Here is a 16,019-nt window from a genome sequence, read left to right on the forward strand (position 1 = left end):
CGGCCCCGTCCTCGACCTTCGGCAGGACGTCGAGCGCGGCCAGTTCCGCCATCAGGTCGCCGTTGCTCACCGGGACCGGGTGGCTCGCGTGGTGGCGCGCGGTCTCCTGCGGAGACACGACGCGGAGTGACTGCGTCACTCCCACTGGCGCCGCGCCGCTGCGCGGCGCCAGGAAGAGTGACCCCGGTGGCAGTCACCTTCGGTGACTGCGGGCTGGCCCGGCCCAGTCGGGGAGCTCGCGTCGACCGTGGGGGCCTGGTCGTGGGCTCCACACCCCCTGCGGGGGTGTTTCTGCTGGTCAGAGAGCTGATCGGTTGCTTTTGGTCCGGGGGTTCGATTCCATCCCCTGCGGGGCCGGCTCTCCGTCCTGCGGTGCCGCGCTCTCCTTCTTCGTCACAGTATGCAGGCAAACCGGGCCCCTGTCCACCCTCCCTGCGGTCGGCACACCGGACACCCACGGCCACACCACAGCCTAGAAGCCGATCAACAGAAGGTCTACACCAATCCAAAAGCGCAGCAAGAGGAAGGAGGGTCCCCCGCCCCGGGAAACCAGGATGCAGAATCCTCAAATACCGTTCAGACAAACCCACATGACAAAACCACAAAACCCGTCGTCCACACCTCAACAGACACCCCCTCAAAATCCCATGCACAAAACGCAAAAGACGAGACGTCAAAAAAGACTGGTGCCTCTCCCCATCAGCTTGGGGAGAGGCACCAGTGCTCACTGCGGAACACCCCTGAAACCGGGTCAGGGGTGTTCCGATACGGCCGAGGCGCACGGACCTCCCCCGCTCAGCCGGCGCCTGAGGAAGCCGGGCAAGCGCGGACGGCCAGCCCCTGGGGGCCCGGATCTCGTCACTGAGATCGCAGGGTGGGCCAGGAGCACTTCAAGGTCGCCGAGGCAAACAGCGGCATCGCGGGCGCGGAGCGGCGGGGCTGCCACCTGCTGTGCACGTGGGTGGCGGGGCGCGGCCAGTTCCCCCGGGTCAAGGGGGTGAAGTCGCTGTCACGGATGCTGAGGTGACGGTCCGCGGCGTGGTGTTCGAGGAGGCGGCCGTTGTGGCGGGCGCGGTCGAGTGCGGCGCGGTCGATGAAGTGCTCCAGGGTGAGGCCGTCGTACAGGGTGTGCCCCTTGTAGGAGCCGGTCCGCTCGATGTGGCCAATGCGGTCCAGCTCCGTCATCGCTTCGGCGGCGACGGGGACGCCGAAGCGTTCGGCGAGGAGTTGAGCAGCGCGGGTGGCTCCGATGTCGGGCAGGGTGCCGATCGCGTCGTGGATCTCCTCGGCGCGGGCCATGGCGGCCAGCACGACCGTGGGCGACCAGCGCTGGCCGTCGACGTCTGCGGTCGGGATCAGCCCCTTGGTCAAGGCCCGTTCGACCTAGACCAGTTGACCGACGGTGCGTCAGTCACAAGAGTCCTTAACTTCGCTATTGGGGCAGGTGTCATTTCCAGCTTGGCCGTACGCTTGATCGGATTCAGAACCGCCGTCTAGGACGTCGCCACCTAGCCCGCCGAACATTAGGTCGTCTCCCGGACCGCCGAAGAATGTATCGCTCTCGTCGGGCGAATTCGGATTCCCGTCGGATCCGTAAATTTCATCGTCGCCGTAGCCGCCCTCGATTACGTCGCTGCCGGGGCCGCCCCAGAGGCGATCGTTATTGCTCCTGCTGTCGAGCCGATCGTCGCCGTCCTCGCCAGCCATCCAGTCAGCAGTGCCGCCGCTATAGAGGTAGTCGTTACCGGGGCCGCCGTGAAGAACTGGTCTAAGCTCGGTGAAGTTGTAAACCCGGTCGTTGCCGTCTCCGGCCCAAACAGCTACCCTCCAGACATTGGCGTCTTGAGGGATTTGGATGTCTTTGTTAGCGAGCTCGCCGGTCAGTGAATCTCCGTCCTCATAAACGTGGATGGTCCCGGTACCATCTTCGAACAGTATCCCGTGGATGGTGATGACGTTGTTTTTGCCCGGAGCCGCAGTGATCTGCAAGTAGCCGTTTGTATCCCAATCAACGTTCGTTCCCGTCGGAACGCGATGGTTCGCCGTATCGGCTTGGGCTGCAAGTCCGGGAGCCACTGCAATGGCCAACGCGGCTGCGAAGACTCGGGTGCAACGGAAAAGTCGACCCATCGAGAAACACCACCGTTGGAAGCCAGGAATGCCTGAGCGGCAGAAGGAATCGGACCAACCGATTTCCGACGCAAGGGTGCTGCTTCGTTTCCGTACACACAGCATCTCACCGCGCCGACCGCGCTGCATCCTGATGTACCTGGAGAGGGTGATTCCCCTGGTAACAACAAGCAGTTCGCCAGGGCTACATCACTGATATCTGACACCCCCATGCAGGCCATCACCCGCACTGAGGGACCACCATCAAGTGATACGGCTGGGCCCCTGGAGCAGCGGGGCGGGCATTTCCCCGCGTCCAGTGAGTTCGGCGAGGTCGCGGACGCGCAGGGCCTCGGCGGCGCGGAGCACGGTGTCAATGCCGGGCGCCTGGATGCGGCCGTTCTCCACCTGCTTGACCCAGTCGACCGGCATGCCGACCAGGCCGGCCAGGACCTCGCGGGACATCCCGCGCCGCTCGCGAAGGATCTGCATCTGCTGCCCGAACCTCACAGAGTCCGCGTACGGTTCCGGGGAAGCATCAGACCACACGGCCCTGCCCCTCCCTGCACAGCTCGACACCGCCAGCGTAGGGGGGCCAGGCCCTCCCCATGTGATCCTGACCGCAGGAGTCCCCGTCGGGTGCAGGCAATGGCCCCGCCGGCGCGGTGGGCGCGGGCGGGGCCTGGCCGGGTTCTGCCTGGTTGACGGCGGGCGAGACCCGTTTGCGAGCGGTGCGGTCCGCTCTGTCCTCGGCAACGACCTCGGCCTGCCTACGGATACCGGCCGGGCATTGTCGGCGAGGAGCGGCCGGCGCCGTCCCAGCGACTGGTGGCACCGAATCGCCGGCGGACCCGCCCCTGCAAGGTAGTGGTGCTCAGCGGAAGGTGCAGCTGTCGGGGCTGGATCAGGATTGCTGTTGCGTGGGTGCGCCGATGTATGTCCAGGTGGTGCCGCTCTAGGTCCACTGGTAGACGCCGGAGCCGTTGGGGCTCAGGCCCGCGTCGCGCTCGGCGAGACAGAGCTTGCCTGCCTCCGTTTCGGAAGTGCCAGGGAGGTGCTGCTGTCGAAACTCCGGTTCTGGCTCAACTTGTGTGGTGTCGGCCGGAAGCAAGAGCGTCGGCAAGCCGCGCTCCCGGATCTCCAGTGACGTGATGTACGGAGCGCCCGGCCGGCCAGGTCGAGATTCCGTCGTCCACCCACCGCGGAACGACGTGGAAGTGTAGATGGGGCACTGACTGCTCTGATCCTGGGCCACTGGCGCTGAGGATGTTCACGCCTGAGGCGTTCAAGGCGGTCCGCGCGGCCTCGGCCACGCGCTGGATCAGTGCCGTCATCACGGCAAGGACCTCGGGCGGGGTCTCGAAGACGTCCGGGTAATGGAGCGTTGGAACCACGAGAGTGTGACCCGGCGCCAGCGGGTCCAGTGGAGTGAAAGCACAGGCCACCGGCCCACGAGCCACCCAGCTCGCGGTGCCTTCACGGATGATCCCGCAGAAGATGCAGTCCATGTGACCGACCCTGTCGAACGCGGATGTCACTGGCCAACCGGCTTTGGGGTCTGGTGGGGCAGCAGGAGCAGCCCGCGGCTTCACAGGCGTTGTGCCAGAGCCAAAACTCGTGAACATCCCGCCTCGGCTGCGGCCCGGTGCCTCCCGAACCGATGTTGAAGTGCTGCTCCTTCTCGTGAAGAGAGCCAGGCGCCGTCTCCGTCCTGACAGCGAGGGGTTGCTTTCGGCCTCATTGCCCGTTCAGTGGCGCCGTCGCCATCGTCCAGCCTGTGGTGGGGCCACTGAAGGTGCGTGTTTGCAGGGGTACTTGAGACTGCGGAAGCGATTGATCCTCTACCTGTCGGGCATCCCCAGGAGGACGGCGAGTGAGGGGCGGGCGTGCTGTGGGGTGTGTGCGGCACGCGAGCGGCGGGGGGCCCTGATGGCGGCGCCTTCTGCGCCCGTCTCGCCGTGGCCGGTTGACCGGGCGTCGGCTTCATCGTGTCTTGATGGGAACAGCGGTACGGGAATGACGTAGGGGAATGTGGATGGATTCCGGAGTGATGGCCGCGCTCATTGCGGCAGGTGGCGCCTTGATCGGCGTGATCGTGGGGTGGGTCGGGCCGATCATCGCCGCCCGGACGCAAGCTCGCGCGGCCCACGCCCAGGCGGACGCGGCTCTTGCTTCTGCCGAGCACGTTACCGCAGGTCAGCACCGCACCGTGATGGACCAGCAGGCCCGTCAGGCCCGTCGAGATGTCTACAGCCGGTTCCAAGAGGCGATCCTCGCTTTCGAGGGGAACGTGGCTCGCGCTCGGCGGGACGGAACCGAGTGGGTGGGCGGCGACGGGGGGACGACCACCGCGGCCTTCGCCCAGGTGATGGTCGAGGGTCCCGACGAGGTCGAACAGGCAGCCAAAGAAGTCAAGACTGCGATGGGCGCGGTGATTTACGCGCACCACATAACCACCCTTGTCACCGAGGACCTTGCCAGACTGCACGAAGGCGACCCAACATGGGACGACCGCCAGCGAGCCCTGGCGGGAACGCTGATCTCCGCTCTGGCGGCCAATGAGACGGCATACCGCGCCGTGTCGTCGTCGGTAGTAGGCGACTGCGACGACTGGTTCCAGTGGCGCTACGAGGTGAACGTCGGCCTCGTTCAGGCCAACCACACCGGGCGGAAGCTGCAGGCGGCATGGGAGCGCGCTGGTCGCCCCATGCCACCAGCCGACTTGGCAGCCGCGTACGACGTAGCACTGACTCGTGCCGTGAACGCGTACGTGGAGGCCTCGCGAGAACTGCACCTCCGCTCCCCTGTTGACCTCCTGGCCCGCAGAGGGACGCTGCAGCAGGGCGCCGCGCTTAAGTCCGTAACAGCGGCGGGGCGTTTCGATCTAGCCAAGAGCGCATTCCGCCTGGCTGCCCGCCGAGTACTGCACGACGCCTGACCTGTCGTATTCCGCCGACTGGTTCAGTCAACACCACCGTGCCCTGCAAGCTGGAGACCGCGAGATCGTCTTCTTCGTGCCGTGGGACTCGATCGGCTTCCGACGCATCGGCGAGTCCAGCTATTGCATCACCGCAGACGGCCCCGTCGCCGCGAAACCGTACGCTCTGCTGCGGCAGGCGCTCGGCCGCAACGAGAAGGTGGCCGTCGCCAGGTTCGCGCTCCGCGGCTGCGAGCGCCTCGGCCTGGTCCGTCCATACGGTGACGTGCTGCTGCTCCACGCGATGCGCTGGGACGACGAGGTCCGCGACCCCAACGAGCTCGCGCCGGACGCGGTCGACCTGACCGAGCAGGAGCTCGCCGAGGCGATTGCGCTGCTGGACGGGCGACGGTGCAGAAGCGGTGGGACGCCCGGACGTCGACGGCGAGTTGGGACCAGTTCCGGACGCTCCGCTCGCGGTGAAGGTACGCGGCTGACGGGCGGCTGACCAGGGGTTTCCCCATGGACGGGACGGTTCCGTTCGCGTACGGTCCCGTTCGCGACGGCCGCGCGGCCGCGCCGGCTCCTCGGGGAGGGGAGCCGATCACCCGTGGGGGTTCGCTCGGCCATGCTCATGCTCCGCAATCCGAACGGCTTGTCGTACGCCGTCATAGCCCTGCTCGCGGGCAACATCGCCTTCGACCTGTTGCTCGGCGTGATCGATGGCCGCAGTCTGTCGGCCGACGCCATGGACTTCTCCGATCCGGCCAGGTTCGGACAGCTCGACCTGAACGTGGCGTACAGCATGGCGTTCACGCTGTACGTGGCGACGGGGATCGTCTTCATCATCTGGTTCCACCGGCTGCGGATGAACGCCGAGGTGTGGGCCGGCGATCTGCAGGGCCGTGGCAAGGGCTGGGCCATCGGCGGCTGGTTCATCCCGATCGGCAACCTGTGGATTCCCCGGGGGATCGCCGCCGACATCTGGCGGGCCAGCCGCCGGCAGCCGTACGCCGCCGACGGTGCCAAGGAGATGGTGCTGCTCAACAGCTGGTGGACCTGCTGGGTCGCGGCTGTCGTGGTGGACCGGATTGCCGCGCAGTTGTCCAAGCGGGCGGAGACCGTCGAGGCGTACACCACCGCGACCTGGTGGTCCCTCCTGGGCTATGGCCTGGACATCGTCGCCGCCGTCCTCGCCATCTTCTTCGTCCGGCGCCTGACCGCGATGCAGCACCTCAAGGCCAGTGGTGTGATTCCGGCCGCGTAGTGGGAAATCACGCCAGGTGGCGCGGTAAGGGGCAGTGCCGCGACCGCGACGGGAGGTCTCGACAAGTCTGCTGGAACTGATCGGCCGGGCCGACGAGCGGAGTCTGGCGGCTGCTGGGCTCGCCTGTCTGGACCGCTCGTCAGCAGGTCGCCACTGTGATGCGGTATTCCGGACACGGTTCCTCCGCGTGCGGGCGACCGACCGCGTAAGAAGACCACCTTCAAGAAGACCAGGTCTCTCTCAGTCGATTGGCGGGCCGGTCTTCAGCTCCTTGCGCCGTACGGGGGAAGGCGCGGCCGCCGTTGTGCTTCTCCTTCGCCTGTTTCATCGCGGCGGTGATCGCGGCCTGGACGAACGAGGTGAGCGTTGCGGACCGTGCCGGCTTCGCCGGGGGGTCGTCGCCCTGCAGGGCGACGACCGTGTTCCGCAGCCGGTCGAGTGACTCGTTGGTGATGTAGGCGGGGACCTTCACCTTCCCGCCGGTGCTCACCGTGGAGTGGCCCGGCTCCGGCTCGCCGTCCGGCGCGGTGGCGTCCGGCGTGGGCAGTTCGCCGAGACTAGGAGGGCGCGATCTACGGGCCGCGGGAGTGGGCTTGAGTCTCCCGTAAGGGGAGATGTGAAGGTGAGGTCATGGACGACGGCACGCTCTGCTCAATCGGTGAACTGGCTCGACGCACGGGGCTGACGGTCAAGGCCATCCGCTTCTATTCCGATCGCGGGATCGTGGTGCCGGCCGACCGCACCCGCGCCGGCTATCGCCGCTATGGTCCTGACGCCGTCGCCCGACTGGCCCTGGTGCGGACGCTGCGCGAACTCGGACTCGGCCTCGACGTGATTCGGCGGGTCGTGGAGCGAGAGCTGACGCTCGGCGACGTCGCGGAGCAGCACGCGGCCGCGCTGGAAGTGCGGATCGCCGCCCTGCGGCTGCAGCGGGCGGTGCTGGTGGCCGCGGCCAGGCGCAGACCCACCTGTGAGGAGATGGAACGCATGCACCAGTTGGCCCGGCTCTCCCAAGCCGAACGTCGACGACTGATCGACTGTTTTCTCGACACCGTCTTCGAGGGGCTGGACGGCGGTCCGGGCTGGCACGCCGCGGCCCGGCGCTCCATGACACCGGAACTGCCCGAGAACCCCACAGACGCACAGGTCGAGGCATGGGTGCAGCTGGCGGAGCTGGCGCTGGACCCGGACTTCCGCGACCGTGTGCGGGGAGCGACGGAGAGGTACGCGGCAGACCTCTCCGAGAGCGGATCCACCCCACCGCGCCCGGATGTCGTCGCCGTCGTCCGTGACCTCGCCGCAGCCGCCGTCGAGTCGGGGATCACCCCGGAAGCGCCGCAGGCCGACCCTGTGGTCAGGGAACTCACCGCCGGGTGTGCGCGCACCCTCGGCCGCCCCGGCGACACCGAACCCCACCTTTGGTTGCTGCCGCGTTTGGAGGCCGCGAAGGATCCGCGCCGAGACCGGTACTTCCACCTGCTCGCCGTCATCAACGACTGGCCGGCCCCGGAGCCTCTGACACCGGCACTCGACTGGTCCGTCACGGCGTTGCGGTCACGGGCAGCACGATGACACGACACCTTCACCGGACGGGGGTCCGGCGCGGACCGGCCCCGGACATCGCCGCAGCTTCCACGTACGTTCCGCCGATGGACGAGATCTCCGCCCCGCTGGAGGCAGCCGCCACGCCCTTGGCGCCCGCTCTCCTGCTGCGCCGGTGGAGCCTTGCGGATGCTGCCGGCTTGGTCGAGCTGTACCAGGACAGCGCCCTGCGTCGCTGGACGAGTGCGGCCCTCGACGACGAGGCGGGCGCCATGCGGTGGGTGCGGGGTCGGCAGAAGGGGTGGCGGGCCGGCAACCGCTTCTCATTCGCCGTTGTGGAGAGCGGAACTCCGGGTCGGTCTGGCGAGTTGGTGGGCCATGTGGTGCTCAAGCGTGGTGCTCCTGGTGCTCCGTCGGCCGAGGTCGGTTACTGGACGGCGGCACACGCCCGGGGCCGGGGAGTGGCGCCCAGGGCGCTGCAGGCGTTGACGGAGTGGGCCATTACCGCCTTCGCGGGAGAGGGGCTGGAGCGAGTTGAACTCCTGCACCAGGTGGACAACGGCGCGTCCTGCCGCGTCGCACAGAAGTGCCGGTACGAACTGACCACGCTCCTGCCCGCAGCACCGCCTGCGTTCCCTCTCGAAGGCCACCGCCACACATGGGCGCGCGGTTTCCTGGCCACAGACAGTTGACGTCGACTCCGACACCAGGAGCCGAAGCCTGCCCGGCACACCGACGGGTCCGCCGCGGCCGTGGTGTCCGCCGCTGCTGATCACTCTGGTGTGAGGTGGCTGTGAGGGATGGCGGGAATGCCCAGGTCGACAGGGGGCAGTTGCTGCGAACGGTGGGCCTGGGGCCGCTTGGAGCGCAGGAACGTCAGGGTCGGCTCGATGCCTTCGACCTCGCCCTTCCCACCCTGGGCGAGAGCGTGCTCGCGGCGGGCACCAGCTCGTCCTGCCGGGGCAGCGTCGTCGGGTTGGCCGAGAGCATGGGACATCTGATGCAGGTGTGCGCATGGACCTCGTGCTCCGGGGCTTCGACCGCGGCTTCGACTGGCTGCGGACTGACCTCTCCCAGGGCGCGGGGGCCGGGGATACACCTTTCCGTGACGAGCACGGTGGCGTTGTCGGGCTCCGGTTCGGGCAGCTCCCCGGCGCGGAAGAGGGCGGGCGCCTTTGACTGAGGCACGTGGCTTCCGAGTCCAGCGGAGATTCTCTTTTGGGGAGCGGACCGCCTGGTGGAGTTTGAGCGGATGAACAACTCAGTGTTCGCTGCGTCGGCGGCGGATCTGACGATCGAGCGCATCTGTGCCCTCGCTGCGCGGCCGGACCAGGTGGAGAGCCTGACTGATAGTCGGGGTGAGAATGACTTGGCTCTTCGCCACTCGTGTCAGCACCAGCCCGTCACCGCATGTCAGTGTGAATTACCAGGTCATTGGGCGCTAGTGATCATTCCACTGTCAGTAGGAAGATCACTGTGCCCAGGCCGAGGAAGAGCCCGACCAGGAGGGCCGCGATGGCGAGCGTGCCGGCGACACGAGCAATCAAGACGCCCCAGAACTCCGCCCGTCGACCGTCGGGAGTGTCGGTGCGCCAGTCTGACGGGATGTCGACACTTCCCTCGGCGATGGCCGGCGCGGCCCTGTGCACGTCCCCTGGGTGGAAGTAATGGAAGGTCGGCTCCGCCCCCCCACGTGCCACGGCTTTCCCCGCCTACCCTGCGGACGCGGACTTCCGCACGATAGGCGACACCCGGCAGCCAGTTCTTACGCACCGGCCACAGCTTCGCGACCTCGTCACTGCTGAGCCAGGGCTCCTCCTCATGCGCTGACGCTGGTGTTCCCGGATCCGGCGTGTGCGGCATGCCTCCCCCTCGATGCAGCAGGCCTCCAGTACACATCCGCTGCCCAGCATGCCGATAGAGCGCCTGCGGTAGCGCGATACGGGAGCGGGCCCTTCCGTGGCGGCCGCGGCGTTCGGCCTCCAGGCGGCCGTAGGCGGCTCTACGCGCCCCGGGGCGGCATCAACTGTCCGACGGGCCGTCAGCGGTCTTGGCCGTCACCGTGATCGTCTTCGTGGTCGGGGCCATGGGAGCGTTGGTGAACCGTCCGGGTCCAGTCCGTACGGCCACCATGCCTCCTGATGGGGCATCGAAGGCAGGTAGCCGACGTCCGCGGCCTGCCAGGCGTGGGCCTCTGCCGTTTCGTGGTTCCCGGCCTCTTCCCGAGCAAGCACCAGGTCGGTAAGTGCTCGCGTGTCGCGGCTTCCGCGGCCTGCCCGCCTCGACGGGGCCACCTGCCCGGCCGCGCTCATGCGCGCCGCGACCACTTTCGCCGCCGCCCTCGCCCTTGCCGCCGTCGTCGCCGGAGCACTGGCTCAGATCCTCACCTGAACATCGCCGTACTGCGTCACCCCGCCGGCACGCGCGCCATCGCCAGTGCTCCGGAGGTGTCGCAGGCGCGACGAACTTCTTCCGGGAGCGAGCCGCTGGCCGGGACGCGAGCTCGGTTCGAGGCGCCTTTGTCGAGGGCGTACGCCTTCTCCCTGACCATGAACGGGCCCTTGATGTGGGCCCGGGTGACAGCACCACCGCCTCGGTGACAGCCAACGCGCTCAGGGTCGGCCGGGGCGCAGCGGTGTCGGCGGCCCCGGCTCTGGGCGGCGCGGGCGAGTGTCAGGCTCCGATGCCGATGGAGGCGACGTAGGCGTAGGCGGCGTAGTCGGAGTCGAGGTCGGTGATGACGTCGTCCCAGATCTCGTCCATGAGGTCGTCGTCCTGGTCGGCGTAGGCGTCGACCAGGTCGTTCCAGATGTAGCGGACGGTGATCGTGCGCTGGGAAACGCCGGGGCGCCGGCGCTGTTCGGGCACTTGGGTCTGGTCGACCGGGTAGATCTCCATTCGACGGCCCCGGCCGTCGTTGTCCAGGTGGCGCTTGAGCCAGCCCGAGCGGATCAGGTTGGCTCGGCGGCGTTCCCAGTAGGCGCTGTCGATGCGCTCCAGGTTCGCCTTGGAGGGTTTGGTCTTGCCGCGCATCCACGACTTGATCGTCCGGGGGGTGACGCCCTGGTTCTTCAGGGCTTCGCGGCCGGCCGTGCTGTCGAGGTAGCGCAGGCGGGCGGCGAGTCCGCGGTGGGTGGTGACGGGCGAGGTGATTCCGGAGGAGTGGACGATGCGGTTCAGCTCCTGGATGAGGGCTTCCCCGCCTTTGATGCCCCTCGCGTTGTATTTGCCGAAGTCGCCCCAGCGGCCCCACAGTTCCGAAGAGCCCGGCATCAGCGCTTACCCCCGAGGATGTAGGTGTCCTTTTCCTTGACCTGGTTCAGGTCCCGGCCCTCCGGGAAAACAGTTCGCCAGTCCCCCGTGACATGGAGTTCGTCGGTGCCGGAGATCTCGACGACCTGGAGGCCCGAGCGGTGTGCTTTGTGGGCTTTCATCCACAGGTTCGCGAAAGCTTTGGCGCGGATGATGTGCATCCAGTCCGGGCGGCGGATTTCCCGGTTCGCGCTGGACTCGCCGATAGTCGACACGAACTTAGAATACATGGCCTTCACGTAAGCCACCGTCAGTTCGTCACCCTCGGCCAGAGCATTCTTGCGGGATTCGGCGAGGGCGCGGCGGAGTTTTTCCAGGAGAGCTTCCGAAGCGCCGGAGGTCAGGGAGCGGTGGATCGTGGGGGTGTCGGCCAGGCCCTGGCGGGCGCTGTCGAGCAGGAGGCGGAGCGTGGACTCGGTGACCCATAGTTCGCCGGGCTCGAGCCGGTGGCCCAGGGGGTTGGGCAGGTCGGTGTGTTCCCACGGGGCGGGGGTGATGAGGTGGACGCCGGCCTTCTTCGGGTCATGGACGCCGCTGGTGTCCTCGCGGAGCTGGCCGATCGGCAGCCAGCACTTCAGCGCCGACAGGTAGGCGGCGTTCATGTCGAGCGCGGTCACCTCGATCCGCTCGCCCTTCTTCGCCGCCGTGAAAAGCTCAGGATTGCGCCACTTGGGGCGGCCCTCCCAGATTTCATCCGCGCCCTTCTGCGATTTTTTGCGGAGGATTTCCGCGGTGGGCGGGAATTCCGAATGCTCGTACCGTCCGCCCACTCGGGACGATTTCAGCAGCGTCATCACGTCCGGAATCGCGGCCTTGATCAACGCGGCCTGCGCGGCGTCGACGTCACCGGAGCTCTCGGCGAGGACCTCGTGCACGCGGTCGGTGATCTGCTCCACCAGCGTGAGGGAGGCGTAACCGGGGGCGGACTGCCGCGAGTTGACCGGAACGGAGGACGGCGCAGGCGGGGGCGGTGGAGCGGTGGGCGGGGCGGCGACGGGAGTGGGCGGAGCGGGCGGGGGTGTCTCGGCCGGAGCCGACGGGGCGGGCGCCGGGGCCGGCGGGGTCGGCGCCGCGGGCACGGGGGCGGTGTCCGCCGCAGCCGGGGCGTCGTCGGCGGCGGGCGGCACGGCGGCCGCCGCCCGGTGGACGTCGGCCGCGAGCGCCGGGCAGTCGGCGGGGTCGAGGTGCTGGGGGTAGCCGTCGACATCGTCGTACGCCGGCTCACCGCACAGCACACACCGCCCCACCGGTTCGCGTTCCAGGCTCAAGGCCGGGGCGGGAGCGGCAGACTGACGGCCCGGCAGAGAGGCCTGCGCGGGCGGGACGGCGAGCGGGGGCAGGGTGCCCGGGACAAGGCTCGGGACCGCGCCGTGGAGGACACCCACGGCATGCGTCGGCCCGGCCAGGAGATCCAGGGCGTGGAGCCGGTAGTGGGCGGCCAGGAGGTCGACGTCTTCCAGGGACCAGTGGGCGCGGCCGGACTGCTTGCGGGACACCTGCGCCTGGGACTGCCCCAGCCCCGCGGCCAGGTCGCCCTGACGCTCACCGGTCCGCGTCATCAACGCGGCCACCGTCAGCCGCAGGATCTCCTCGGCACTCATCATGTCGGCCACCCTAGTATCCTGAATGCGTATTACGCATAGAGGATACGGATATTGCCTCCCGGTGTCGTGTGGACGCTGCGAGCCGGCCAGGACAAGAGTGTCGTCTTCGGGGCAGGGCGCGCTGTGGGGTGCAGCGGCCCGTGGCGGTGACGGCGCACGTCATGAGCACCCTCGCAGCGAGACACTCCGGCCTGATGTGCCGTCCCGGGACGGGGCCGTGGCACGGTCGGCTCCGGGTACCGCGTAGGGGCTTCTCAGATGCCCAGTCGGCGGCATGCCGCCTCGATCAGGGCGCTGCCGGAGTGCGCGAGGGGGTTCGTCAGGACGGCATCGATGACGTGGGTGGTGATCTGGGCGAAGGCGCGGAAGTTGCCGCGGGCACAGCGTTCGTCGGCGCGGGCGATCTGGTCCCGCAGAAGTGCCCACAGCACGCTGACTCGTCGCCTGGCCAGCGCCAGGACTGCTTGGGAGTGCCTCTTGCCCTCGGCTCGTTCGCGGTCGTAGTACCGGCGTGAATCCGAACGGCAGGTGATGCTGCTCATGGCTGCCAGGAACAAAGCCCGGACGCATACGTGCGCCGAGCAGGGGGTACCTGCCCGGCGCACGCGGTTCACGTGGGTCGGCGGGCCCTGCCGCCCGCCGTGGACGAGCCGACGTACAGGCCGCCGGCGGCCTGGCTAGCGGCGGTGGTGGTGACGGCCCCAGGACTCGGTGTCGACGGTGCGGCCGCGGTCGTCGCGGAGGATCGCCTTGTCGTGGTCGTTGCCCCAGACGTAGTCGCCGCGGTCCTGGTAGAGGTCGGTACGGGTGTCGCGGCCCTCGCCCGTGTGGACACGGACGGTGGCGCGGCCGTTCAGGCGGAAGTCGCCGAAGCGGTAGCGGTTGCCGTCGTCGTCCTTCAGGGTCCAGCCCTTGAGGTTGATCGCGTGGCGGGTGTTGTTGGTGATCTCGACCCACTCGGCGTTCAGCGACCGGTTGGAACGGTTGTCGCGTCCGGGGCTGTCGGCCTGGACCCGGCTGATCTCCACCTTCGGGGCGCGCCGGTCGTCGTGGTCGTGGGCGGCGGCCGGCAGAGCGACGGCGGAGACGATCGCGCCGGCCGCAAGCGCGGTGGCGGCGATACGGCGGGCGGTCGAAGAAGCAGACATGTGTGATGTCCCCTCAAGAACAGAGCCCCACAAGCCCATACATGCTGGTGGGAGCGGTGTTGATCCCGGTCCGGTTCGGGCCGAGGACCCAAACTCTGCGGCCCCGCCGGCCGCGCCGGAACACCAACCGGGGCCCGTTACCGAGTACGGACATTTCCGTAACCGTCCCCTGTACCGATCACACACCCGCCGCGGGCGCGGCCCTGACATCCACTGCCCGTTACATCCACCCGCTCGGCGATCAACAGCAAGCCTTTGCGAGCTCCGGCGCACGAACGGTCGCGCCACCCGGCGCACTGTGCCGGTCGAGTGACAGAGCCACGTAACGGCTGTTCCGCACGTTTCTTCGCACACCCGTCGCGCACTCACACATGAAGACGATGCCCGGGGATGCGGGGCGACCGCAGCGCCCCCTCGCGGCGGTCGGCGATGAGGTCGGCCTGGAGCGATGGGACGTCGGAGGACCCAGAGCTCCCAGAAGTAGCCGACGGCGGTCGTGACTCAGATATGGCTCCGGAGCCGGAGCAGCAAGAAGCCCGCGCCTTGAGGCGCGGGCTTTGCCACCCCAGTACGGCGGTCGATGCCAGAGGGAGGGGCTCTGTACCCGCAGCCGTCGACCGCTCGCACAGCGCATGCTGCGCAGATGCTACGAACTCAGCCAGGGTGGGGGCAGGGTGACCGACGTGGGGGCTGGGGTGCCGACTGCAAGGAGGAGTCTCTCGGGAGCTGGCCCTCCGCATGGTCAAAGCGCACGGTGCCTCCGGAGAACCCTGCGTCGCTCAGGACGCGTACGGTGCCGTCGGACAACTCCGCGCAGCCGAAGTCCACAGTGCCGCCGCACAACTCCGCGCCGCCGAAGTTGACGGTGCCGGTGGAGAACTCCGCGTTGCTGAAGTCCATGTCGCAGCCGATGGTGACGCCGGTGAGGTCCAGGTCGCAGCCCTGCCAGGAGCGGGGGGGTTCCCTGGGGGCGTCGGTAGTGCTCGCCGATGAGGCGCAGGATGGTGTGGCGGACCTTGCGGAAGGCCAGGTACTGATGGTGTTCGGCCTAGTGGGCGGGATCGCTGCCCGGGTCGGGGGTGAAGGGGAGCTGGAGGTAGGCGCACAGGACATCGATGCACGTCTGACGCAGGCTGTTGTCGGGGGCGTCGTCGGGGGCGTCGTCGGCGTGGCCGGCCAGGGCGTGGACGCCCCCGAGCCGGACGGCGGGAGAGTCCGAGCCGAGTTCGCCGACGGCCTGGGAGAACCGCTCGGTGTGGAGCCGGATGGCATCGCGGTGGGCGTAGACGTGCCGGCCGTCGTCCTGGACGCGGACAAAGCAGTCCGCACCCGGGTTCGGGCAGTACGTGCAGGGGCGCTGGCCGGTGCTGGGGAGCGTCCCGCGCGCCTGGGGCCTGAACGTCATGAGGCGCTCCTCCCGTTGAGGTCACATGGGCTGGTGACGTCGACGGTAGGAGCGCCGGGAGCGGGCAGGGGGTAGGAAACTACCCCTCGTCTTACGCGGCCAGGAGGCCGACCTTGACCGCGAGGTCGGAGGCGCGGCGCCGGCGGTTCGCGGTGCGCGCGGAGCATTCTTCGAGAATGAGGACCTGGGCGTAGCCGTTGTAGCGGATCGTCTCCGGGGCGGCCTCGTAGGCCTTCTCCAGGGTGGCGATGGCGGCATCGGGCCGGCCGTCGAGCTGGTAGCCGCGGGCCTCCTCGATCCGGTGCCGGGCGCGGCGGGGGCGGGAGGGGATGGTGGTGGCGTCGGCGCGGGCGGCTTGGCGTACGGACTCCGGGCCGGCGTGCAGCTCAACGGCGACAGTGAGCGCGTGGGCGCCGATGATGGCCTGGGAGAACGACGTCACAGGGTGGCAGTAGCCGCTGGGCAGGGCTTGGGCCATCTCCCTCGCATGGCCCCAGTGGCCCCATGCGGTGCCCTTGCTGCCCCGGCGGCGGCGGTGTAGCCGGCCTCGAACCGCAGCGCGCCCGCGATCGCGAGGACGTCTTCGTTCGCGTCGGGCAGCAGCGGCGCGAGGTGCTCCAGAGCCTGCATGGTGACCGCGTCGGCGGCGTCGTACTGCCCCGCGTCCCGGTGCGCCTGGCCATCAGCCACGCCGAGACGCCGATCGCGTGCGGGT

General features: G+C 68.6%; 18 protein-coding genes and 2 pseudogenes. 7 read left to right on the forward strand and 13 right to left on the reverse strand.

Going from position 1 to position 16,019, the window contains the following annotated elements:
* Positions 1 to 858: 858 nt before the first annotated feature.
* The 4 genes from AB0F56_RS35705 to AB0F56_RS35720 all read right to left on the reverse strand — a co-directional run bounded on the left by AB0F56_RS35705 (position 859) and on the right by AB0F56_RS35720 (position 3,734).
* Complete coding sequence (locus tag AB0F56_RS35705) at positions 859 to 1,371, reverse strand: hypothetical protein (protein ID WP_362017478.1); 513 nt, start codon at positions 1,369 to 1,371, stop codon at positions 859 to 861.
* Between the two features lie 36 nt (positions 1,372 to 1,407).
* A complete protein-coding gene (locus tag AB0F56_RS35710; protein WP_362017480.1) occupies positions 1,408 to 1,989 on the reverse strand; it encodes a hypothetical protein in 582 nt (193 codons plus the stop codon).
* Positions 1,990 to 2,373: 384 nt separating this feature from the next.
* Positions 2,374 to 2,688, reverse strand: coding sequence for a helix-turn-helix transcriptional regulator (locus tag AB0F56_RS35715; RefSeq protein WP_362017482.1), 315 nt, complete (start codon positions 2,686 to 2,688; stop codon positions 2,374 to 2,376).
* A 503-nt stretch (positions 2,689 to 3,191) separates the two neighbouring features.
* Positions 3,192 to 3,734, reverse strand: a complete 543-nt coding sequence (locus AB0F56_RS35720) for an HIT domain-containing protein (RefSeq protein ID WP_362017484.1) — start codon at positions 3,732 to 3,734, stop codon at positions 3,192 to 3,194.
* Positions 3,735 to 4,144: 410 nt separating this feature from the next.
* On the opposite strand from AB0F56_RS35720, the gene AB0F56_RS35725 reads away from it, so the two are divergent.
* The 3 genes from AB0F56_RS35725 to AB0F56_RS35735 all read left to right on the forward strand — a co-directional run bounded on the left by AB0F56_RS35725 (position 4,145) and on the right by AB0F56_RS35735 (position 6,293).
* The gene (locus tag AB0F56_RS35725) at positions 4,145 to 5,047 is read left to right on the forward strand and encodes a hypothetical protein (RefSeq protein WP_362017486.1); all 903 of its coding nucleotides are present in this window, start codon (positions 4,145 to 4,147) and stop codon (positions 5,045 to 5,047) included.
* A 64-nt stretch (positions 5,048 to 5,111) separates the two neighbouring features.
* Positions 5,112 to 5,534 carry a Ku protein gene (locus AB0F56_RS35730; protein WP_362017508.1) on the forward strand — a complete coding sequence of 141 codons (423 nt, stop codon included), beginning with the start codon at positions 5,112 to 5,114 and terminating at the stop codon, positions 5,532 to 5,534.
* 102 nt (positions 5,535 to 5,636) lie between these two features.
* The gene (locus AB0F56_RS35735) at positions 5,637 to 6,293 is read left to right on the forward strand and encodes a DUF4328 domain-containing protein (protein ID WP_362017488.1); all 657 of its coding nucleotides are present in this window, start codon (positions 5,637 to 5,639) and stop codon (positions 6,291 to 6,293) included.
* 220 nt (positions 6,294 to 6,513) lie between these two features.
* Here the strand turns inward: AB0F56_RS35735 and AB0F56_RS35740 are convergent, their stop codons facing one another.
* Positions 6,514 to 6,783 (reverse strand): hypothetical protein, encoded by a 270-nt coding sequence (locus AB0F56_RS35740; protein ID WP_362017510.1) that lies wholly within the window; start codon positions 6,781 to 6,783, stop codon positions 6,514 to 6,516.
* A 140-nt stretch (positions 6,784 to 6,923) separates the two neighbouring features.
* Between AB0F56_RS35740 and AB0F56_RS35745 the strand changes: the two genes are divergently transcribed.
* The 3 genes from AB0F56_RS35745 to AB0F56_RS35755 all read left to right on the forward strand — a co-directional run bounded on the left by AB0F56_RS35745 (position 6,924) and on the right by AB0F56_RS35755 (position 9,014).
* Entirely contained in the window at positions 6,924 to 7,865 is a 942-nt protein-coding gene (locus tag AB0F56_RS35745; RefSeq protein WP_362017490.1) for a MerR family transcriptional regulator, read from the forward strand.
* A 77-nt stretch (positions 7,866 to 7,942) separates the two neighbouring features.
* Positions 7,943 to 8,527, forward strand: coding sequence for a GNAT family N-acetyltransferase (locus AB0F56_RS35750; RefSeq protein ID WP_362017492.1), 585 nt, complete (start codon positions 7,943 to 7,945; stop codon positions 8,525 to 8,527).
* A 322-nt stretch (positions 8,528 to 8,849) separates the two neighbouring features.
* Complete coding sequence (locus AB0F56_RS35755) at positions 8,850 to 9,014, forward strand: hypothetical protein (RefSeq protein WP_362017494.1); 165 nt, start codon at positions 8,850 to 8,852, stop codon at positions 9,012 to 9,014.
* Between the two features lie 269 nt (positions 9,015 to 9,283).
* Here the strand turns inward: AB0F56_RS35755 and AB0F56_RS35760 are convergent, their stop codons facing one another.
* Positions 9,284 to 9,484 (reverse strand): hypothetical protein, encoded by a 201-nt coding sequence (locus AB0F56_RS35760; protein WP_362017496.1) that lies wholly within the window; start codon positions 9,482 to 9,484, stop codon positions 9,284 to 9,286.
* Between the two features lie 604 nt (positions 9,485 to 10,088).
* On the opposite strand from AB0F56_RS35760, the gene AB0F56_RS35765 reads away from it, so the two are divergent.
* Complete coding sequence (locus tag AB0F56_RS35765; RefSeq protein ID WP_362017498.1) at positions 10,089 to 10,226, forward strand: hypothetical protein; 138 nt, start codon at positions 10,089 to 10,091, stop codon at positions 10,224 to 10,226.
* 282 nt (positions 10,227 to 10,508) lie between these two features.
* Here the strand turns inward: AB0F56_RS35765 and AB0F56_RS35770 are convergent, their stop codons facing one another.
* The 7 genes and pseudogenes from AB0F56_RS35770 to AB0F56_RS35800 all read right to left on the reverse strand — a co-directional run.
* Positions 10,509 to 11,108 (reverse strand): hypothetical protein, encoded by a 600-nt coding sequence (locus AB0F56_RS35770; RefSeq protein WP_362017500.1) that lies wholly within the window; start codon positions 11,106 to 11,108, stop codon positions 10,509 to 10,511.
* Positions 11,108 to 12,751, reverse strand: coding sequence for an acyltransferase (locus AB0F56_RS35775; RefSeq protein ID WP_362017502.1), 1,644 nt, complete (start codon positions 12,749 to 12,751; stop codon positions 11,108 to 11,110). The genes AB0F56_RS35770 and AB0F56_RS35775 overlap by 1 nt, the downstream gene beginning before the upstream one ends.
* Positions 12,752 to 13,005: 254 nt before the next feature.
* Positions 13,006 to 13,182, reverse strand: a complete 177-nt coding sequence (locus AB0F56_RS35780; protein ID WP_362017512.1) for a hypothetical protein — start codon at positions 13,180 to 13,182, stop codon at positions 13,006 to 13,008.
* A pseudogene (locus AB0F56_RS35785) lies at positions 13,159 to 13,314 on the reverse strand (IS110 family transposase); the annotation flags it as partial. The pseudogene AB0F56_RS35785 and the gene AB0F56_RS35780, both read right to left, overlap by 24 nt.
* 114 nt (positions 13,315 to 13,428) lie before the next feature.
* Positions 13,429 to 13,899 carry a lamin tail domain-containing protein gene (locus AB0F56_RS35790; protein ID WP_362017504.1) on the reverse strand — a complete coding sequence of 157 codons (471 nt, stop codon included), beginning with the start codon at positions 13,897 to 13,899 and terminating at the stop codon, positions 13,429 to 13,431.
* Between the two features lie 1,048 nt (positions 13,900 to 14,947).
* Entirely contained in the window at positions 14,948 to 15,304 is a 357-nt protein-coding gene (locus AB0F56_RS35795; RefSeq protein ID WP_362017506.1) for a hypothetical protein, read from the reverse strand.
* Between the two features lie 91 nt (positions 15,305 to 15,395).
* Positions 15,396 to 16,019 (reverse strand): annotated as a pseudogene (locus AB0F56_RS35800) (XRE family transcriptional regulator); the annotation flags it as partial.

Source organism: Streptomyces sp. NPDC026092 (genome assembly GCF_040638605.1).
Taxonomy (GTDB): domain Bacteria; phylum Actinomycetota; class Actinomycetes; order Streptomycetales; family Streptomycetaceae; genus Streptomyces.

What these genes read in the sequence shown, in the direction of transcription:
- AB0F56_RS35755 (WP_362017494.1), top strand. Translation starts at nt 8,850, where the DNA reads ATGGACCTCGTGCTCCGGGGCTTCGACCGCGGCTTCGACTGGCTGCGG.
- AB0F56_RS35795 (WP_362017506.1), bottom strand. Translation starts at nt 15,304, where the DNA reads ATGACGTTCAGGCCCCAGGCGCGCGGGACGCTCCCCAGCACCGGCCAG.
- AB0F56_RS35720 (WP_362017484.1), bottom strand. Translation starts at nt 3,734, where the DNA reads ATGTTCACGAGTTTTGGCTCTGGCACAACGCCTGTGAAGCCGCGGGCT.
- AB0F56_RS35770 (WP_362017500.1), bottom strand. Translation starts at nt 11,108, where the DNA reads ATGCCGGGCTCTTCGGAACTGTGGGGCCGCTGGGGCGACTTCGGCAAA.
- AB0F56_RS35725 (WP_362017486.1), top strand. Translation starts at nt 4,145, where the DNA reads ATGGATTCCGGAGTGATGGCCGCGCTCATTGCGGCAGGTGGCGCCTTG.
- AB0F56_RS35745 (WP_362017490.1), top strand. Translation starts at nt 6,924, where the DNA reads ATGGACGACGGCACGCTCTGCTCAATCGGTGAACTGGCTCGACGCACG.
- AB0F56_RS35750 (WP_362017492.1), top strand. Translation starts at nt 7,943, where the DNA reads ATGGACGAGATCTCCGCCCCGCTGGAGGCAGCCGCCACGCCCTTGGCG.
- AB0F56_RS35775 (WP_362017502.1), bottom strand. Translation starts at nt 12,751, where the DNA reads ATGATGAGTGCCGAGGAGATCCTGCGGCTGACGGTGGCCGCGTTGATG.
- AB0F56_RS35790 (WP_362017504.1), bottom strand. Translation starts at nt 13,899, where the DNA reads ATGTCTGCTTCTTCGACCGCCCGCCGTATCGCCGCCACCGCGCTTGCG.